The sequence below is a fragment of the bacterium genome (genome assembly GCA_023228325.1).
Classification (GTDB): domain Bacteria; phylum Auribacterota; class UBA6266; order UBA6266; family UBA6266; genus UBA6266.
Genome location: JALOBK010000019.1, coordinates 1 through 5,731 on the forward strand (window position 1 = coordinate 1; position 5,731 = coordinate 5,731).

The window sequence follows — 5,731 nt, forward strand, 5'->3', positions numbered from 1 at the left end:
AGATTTTGTTGAAGTTTCAGATTTTTCTATCTCACCCAATATTTCTTTTATTTCTTTATTATATCTATATCTAAATAAAGTTTTTCCTATTATACCTTTTCTCTTTTCTTCTTTTTCAGATAATAATTCTTTCAAATTGGTTGTTGTTCTTTCTGACCTAATTCCCGCCTTAGCCGCAATAGAACTTATTTTATATTTTCCTTCCTGTTTTCCAAATTGTTTTAATAATTCTTGATTAACACCTAAAAGTTTGTTTCTATCTTCGGAATCTTGTTTGGCTCTTTTTATTTCTCTCTCAGCATCTTTTTCTGACTTGTGTTTCATATAATAAGCTAATCCTGCAACAGATCCACCAACTGCAAGAGCAATCAATGCTGGCCCACTCAACAACACTCCACCAGCAGCACTTATTCCCGATGTCACTGTTGATGCAATTCCACTCCCAGCGAACAGACCACCGATCCATCCACCAATAGTGGTTAATACTTTTTTACCGATCATTCCGGTTGCTATTGCACCACCAACACCAACTGCACCTGTTGCAACTAGAGCACCTTTGGATCCCAACAACGGTTTCAGTTTTTCAAATATAAATAGTAAACCACCACCAATAGCACCAATCTGAAGAACATTTAAAGCGGCTCCAATATCTTTAGTTGCTAAATAAGCAGCAATGCCTCCACTTATTGTCACCCATGATTTGGCCATTGGTGTATTTCCAAATATACTTTTCATAGAACCCATTACTTTATAAATTGCATATGCACCAATTCCACCCATAGCAACTCTAGATGCATCTGCTATTCTCTTTGGGAGTGCTTTGGTATTTTCTTTTATAGCTGTTAATAATTTATCTGCTTTTGATAACTTTTTTCCATCAGTTGTTTTTTCAACAAAATTAAATTTACGTGGTTTTCTTAATTTAAAATTAAATAAATTTTTTAATTTGCTTGGAGTGTCTGAAACTAAGGACAATAATTTCTTTGTATGTATTCCTGTCATTATTGCAGTTTCATTATATAGATCATCAAAAACTTTAAATTCTTTAATCCCTGTAAATTGACCAAGTAATCCCATGGCCCATATACTATTAATTGCAGTATATGCGATTGGATTTAATAAAGATAAACCTAAAAGAACACTATTTCCCATAACTGTTGGTTTAGAAAACCATTCTTTAGTTCTCTTTAAAACACCAATTTTTATTTTTGCATCTTCAGCTTTTCTCTTTTCTTCTTCTGTTAATATACTTTTTGTCTTTCTATTTTCATCATATTGAGGAGTGATAGTTCTTGATTTTTGCATAAAAGACACGAGCTTGGAGCTGACTGAAGCAATAGGAGAAACAACTTTCATTGTTGCAGCACCAAGTCTACTCGGACCTTTTTTAAATTTCAGTGTTTTTTCTTGTTCCAAATATTTTCTAATATCATCATATTCTTCGGGCTTGACTTTTAAACCAGGGATATTTGATTTCACCAATTCTTTTATATGTGAATCTATTGAGGACAAATGCATCAAACTATTATATTGAATCTGTAATTGTTTATTTCTTACTGATAATTCACTAAACGATTTTGTTCTGGACGTTTCAGATCCAAGAAAAAAACCTTTGATAGATTTAGGAATATTTCTTATAGAATCTAATAATCCAGATCCTTTTTTCTTTTCTTGTTTTTCACCAAATAAATATTTGGCTATTCCCATCATACCACTCGCAAGTGGAGTTATACCAGGAATTCTAGAAAACCATTCTTTATCTCTAATATCTTTTGATTTTTTTGGATACACTCTAGCCATCAAATCATAAAGCATTGATAGTTTATTATATTGATACATTCCAATGTCAACCAATGTTTCCATTGGTGTTGATTTCATTGATATTTCTTTAGAATATTTTAATCTTTTTCCAGGTAATAATAATTTTATTGGTGAATATAAAATCTTTCCAACTCTGTTTAATTGTTTAGCAATAGCCATAGAAAAACCGACAATATGATTTAATTGTTTTATAATTGGCAATCTAGCAGAAACGGCAATCATAGCAGTTTCATATCCACTTGCTAAATAATCAACAAACATAGGTTCCTTAGCACCAAAGAATTTTCCCATTGCTTTGTTTAACCAATATAATTGTTGAACAACTTGTGCAGTTAAGAATCCCTGAAATTCTGATCCAGATATCAATCCATTTTTTGCACCAGGAATAACCAGACCCGGTGTCATCATTGATTTCTTTAAAATAGATTGTCTAACAAACATACCAGACTGTGCTGTTAAATTTGTTCTAGCTGCAGTTGCCACAGCACTGAAATTTTCAGTTTGATCCATTGATGTTTTCTTTGGTAGTTTATTTATAGCATCATATATTTTATTTAAAGATTCCAACATTTGATTAGATGTTGTAGCTCTTTCTTTATCTATTTTTTTATTTACTATTTTATCTTTTGATTTTAATAATATATCTTTAAGATCCGAAAATTTATTTCCAACATCTATAATAGATTCATTTATTTCTCCGAGTTTATTGGCTATAAAGTCACCAAATGGATATTTATTATTTTTTGCAATTAACCGTTTAAATGAAGTTGGGCCAGATAATTTATTTCTTCTGATCTCAAACATCTCATTTAAATTAAAAGTTTGAGATTTTTCTATCTTATCCAAACCAGATGTCTCATATCTCTTGACAATTGGTTTTTCTATTTTGAGATTAGTTACAGTTTTTCTTCTTCCTGGTCTTTTTGTAGATTTGCTTACTTTTAATTCTTCAAATTTATCAGTTAATTTTCCAAGTTTATTTTCAAATTCATCTTGATCTATATCTGACTTGGAAATGTTATCTAATTCTTTATCATATTCATCTATTTTTTTCTTTTTAAATATATAATCACTAGCTTTCCTTTTTAACATCAAAACAGAATTTTTTAATTTTGGTACATATTTCTGTATACCTTTTTCTAGGAAATGTGCAATTAAAGGACTTCCACCAGAAAGAATTGTGGCCGCAATTCTTGCTTCTTCTATTTCAGCTTCTTCATCTACAGTTTCATAGACATCAGAAATAGCTGCACTTAATTTAGATGTTGCATAAGATATTTTTTTGAACACACCTTTATTCTTGGAATCAAAAATAATATCATCATTTCCACCGATATCATTGATATTGTTGTTAATATCGATAAAATCTAAATCATCATTGGCCATTGATTTCTCCCTTATAAACACAATTTAAGCTAGTTATTTGTTTTTGTTCTGTGTTCTTTTTATGAGAAATATAACTACATATATACTCTATTGAGTTTAAAAGTTATTCTTTTTTAAACTCATATTTTTTCAAGTGAAAGGTGGTGAAGAATAAATGAGTTTCAGAGAAACAGCAATAAAGCTGTTGAGTCAGATCCATGGAATCACATTAGATTCCGCAAGGATCATGGCTGCGGCAGCCGTGGTTGCTAGTTTAATCAATGTGTTAAGCGTATATGCAACAGGAACACTTGCGTATGCGACAATCGCATTGATCATGTATCTCCTTTCTCTGTTGATCGATGGTATCAATGCATTGTTATCATCGACAACTGCGGAATCTTTTCCGCAGTTCGAGGAGGAGGCCATGTCAACTTGATATGATCTAGGATCATATCAACTTCTTTCCAGTTTAATACTGGATGACAAAGAGTGGGAATGGTTATATAACCACTATAAATAAAAATAACCCGTTGTCAGGTGGCGTTAGCACTGCGAAGAATAAACTTCGTTATCAAATTCGTATGAGCAAACATACGATACCAAAATATGCACTCGTCCGGTAGGGGGTACGAGTTTAAAAAAGACCCCCAACCTTTGTCCTGTCTTGGTTGACAGGTTGTTGCTTACCCCGAGCAAGCGTAAAACAACAATGGGATTTCGGGAAAGGGAAGTTCCCTACCAACTTCCCTTTCCAACCACGCAAAATATTACAGGAGGGAAAATGAAAGAATTCACACTGGTAAATGTATTAAAAGAACTGAAACAAGAAGCAAGAGAAAAAGCAATAGCATTATTGATTGTGGCGGGTATTGCCACAATCATAGAGTATTTTTTCGGAGAGGAAGAAGAAATTTAAATTCTTCCTCTTTCTTTTTTTGTTTTAAAATAATACATATATTAATTTAATGAAGTCCAATTTTTTATTTTATTTTTTAGGAGGGTTTTTATGGTAGGAGAAAAGGAAACAATCACAAAAGAAGTTTTTGACCTGTTGAAAGATCCAAAAACCAACAGACTCAAACTCAGCAAAGTGAGAGAAGCCCTGGTGAATATTGCCAGGGAAGACGTGCTAGAAAGATACTACTCTTTCAACAACATCGACATTGACAGAGTGAACGGTGTTGCTGAAGAGATTGCAAAGAAGTATCATGAGATGAATCCGGATATTGACCAGATCGAAGTTGCAAAGAAGATCGTGGATGACTTTTGCAACAATGAGTTTGGTTTGAGTTAAAAAAATATATGGGCTTTAAGCCCATTTTTTTCTAATTTAAAAACAAGGAGTTAACAAATGGTTGCTGGAAAAAACAAAATTATAGGAAAGCTTAAGAATTTCAAAAGATATTACACCGCAATGTCAATAGATACCAAAATAAATATATTGGATAAAATGTTAGATTTAACAATGAAAAGAATAAATGATCATATGAAAAAACAAAATCATGTTTCAAAGCATATTATTTTCTCTGATGATATAGCATCAAAAATAATATTAAAAAAATTATCAGCCATAGATGAAAGAATAATGTGCAATATTTTTGGAAAAAGTATAAGTTCCCCAGAAATAGTAAACCCAAGCATGTATCTAAAAAAACATTTCAGAAATATATGGGGAACATTTGAATATACAATATCAAATTCAGATATTGAAGAATCAGAAAAGTTTTTAAGTGATTCTAAATTTGGTACACCTGGAAGTATATTATCACAATACTATAATATATTTAAAAAAATAAGTGAAAAAAAATATATTCAACATATAATAATTTGTGATTTTTCAAAAGAATTATTTGGTGGATGTGATTATCATAAAAACAAAAATGCAGAGGTCTATGAAAATATAATAAAAAATAGCATACCATCATATATAGAAACAATCGATTCTCTTGCAACATATTTTGGATTGACTGTTTGGTTTCCATATCTTGGAGTTGACGTATTAAGAGAAATTGAAAATTTCACAATGGATCAATTGTTTCATGATGGAGTAGGAGAATATCCTATAAGAAGAATTGCAAAAGATATAAATGTTCCAGGTGAAATTAAAATTGAAGAAAAAGAAGTTATTAACTTGGTGTGTTAAGTTTGAAAGACCCAGGGGTTATTTGTCCTGGGTCTTTTTTATGTTTAAACTTTCCAATAGTTTTTTTGCAAAAGAAACAAACATATTTTCTTTAATTATTTTTTTTGTCTTGGTTTCATGTGGTGTTTCATATACAGCTATCCCACCACCAGAACTTTCCATTCCAATCATTTTTTTAAATATTCCCATGGTGTATGCATAGTAAGAATCTTTCTTTAATTTATTTCTTTTTTTATTTGCTTCTTTTTTTGCACGTTCCCAATATTTTTCTGCTTTTTCTTTAGATATTCCAGCTTTTTTAGCCATCGATATCAAACTTTGTTTAGGCATGCATTACCTCCATTTTATCTTTAATTAACAATTCAGAATCAAATAATCTAGCAGGTGAAACTGCAAGGT

The 5,731-nt window shown here is 31.0% G+C and carries 5 protein-coding genes; 3 read left to right on the forward strand and 2 right to left on the reverse strand.

Features of this window, described 5'->3' with window-relative positions; translation table 11 throughout:
• Positions 1 to 3,207: hypothetical protein (locus tag M0R36_10920; protein MCK9556301.1), on the reverse strand; the 3,207-nt coding region annotated here is incomplete at its 3' end.
• Between the two features lie 154 nt (positions 3,208 to 3,361).
• Here M0R36_10920 and M0R36_10925 point away from each other — a divergent pair.
• From M0R36_10925 to M0R36_10935, 3 genes are all read left to right on the forward strand, one after another.
• A complete protein-coding gene (locus M0R36_10925; GenBank protein ID MCK9556302.1) occupies positions 3,362 to 3,625 on the forward strand; it encodes a hypothetical protein in 264 nt (87 codons plus the stop codon).
• A gap of 570 nt (positions 3,626 to 4,195) precedes the next feature.
• The gene (locus tag M0R36_10930; protein MCK9556303.1) at positions 4,196 to 4,483 is read left to right on the forward strand and encodes a hypothetical protein; all 288 of its coding nucleotides are present in this window, start codon (positions 4,196 to 4,198) and stop codon (positions 4,481 to 4,483) included.
• Between the two features lie 57 nt (positions 4,484 to 4,540).
• The gene (locus tag M0R36_10935; protein MCK9556304.1) at positions 4,541 to 5,332 is read left to right on the forward strand and encodes a hypothetical protein; all 792 of its coding nucleotides are present in this window, start codon (positions 4,541 to 4,543) and stop codon (positions 5,330 to 5,332) included.
• 18 nt (positions 5,333 to 5,350) lie between these two features.
• On the opposite strand, the gene M0R36_10940 is transcribed toward M0R36_10935, so the two are convergent.
• Positions 5,351 to 5,638: a hypothetical protein gene (locus M0R36_10940; protein ID MCK9556305.1), complete on the reverse strand. Its 288-nt coding sequence runs from the start codon at positions 5,636 to 5,638 to the stop codon at positions 5,351 to 5,353.
• Positions 5,639 to 5,731: the final 93 nt, after the last annotated feature.

What these genes read in the sequence shown, in the direction of transcription:
- M0R36_10925 (MCK9556302.1), top strand. Translation starts at nt 3,362, where the DNA reads ATGAGTTTCAGAGAAACAGCAATAAAGCTGTTGAGTCAGATCCATGGA.
- M0R36_10930 (MCK9556303.1), top strand. Translation starts at nt 4,196, where the DNA reads ATGGTAGGAGAAAAGGAAACAATCACAAAAGAAGTTTTTGACCTGTTG.
- M0R36_10935 (MCK9556304.1), top strand. Translation starts at nt 4,541, where the DNA reads ATGGTTGCTGGAAAAAACAAAATTATAGGAAAGCTTAAGAATTTCAAA.
- M0R36_10940 (MCK9556305.1), bottom strand. Translation starts at nt 5,638, where the DNA reads ATGGCTAAAAAAGCTGGAATATCTAAAGAAAAAGCAGAAAAATATTGG.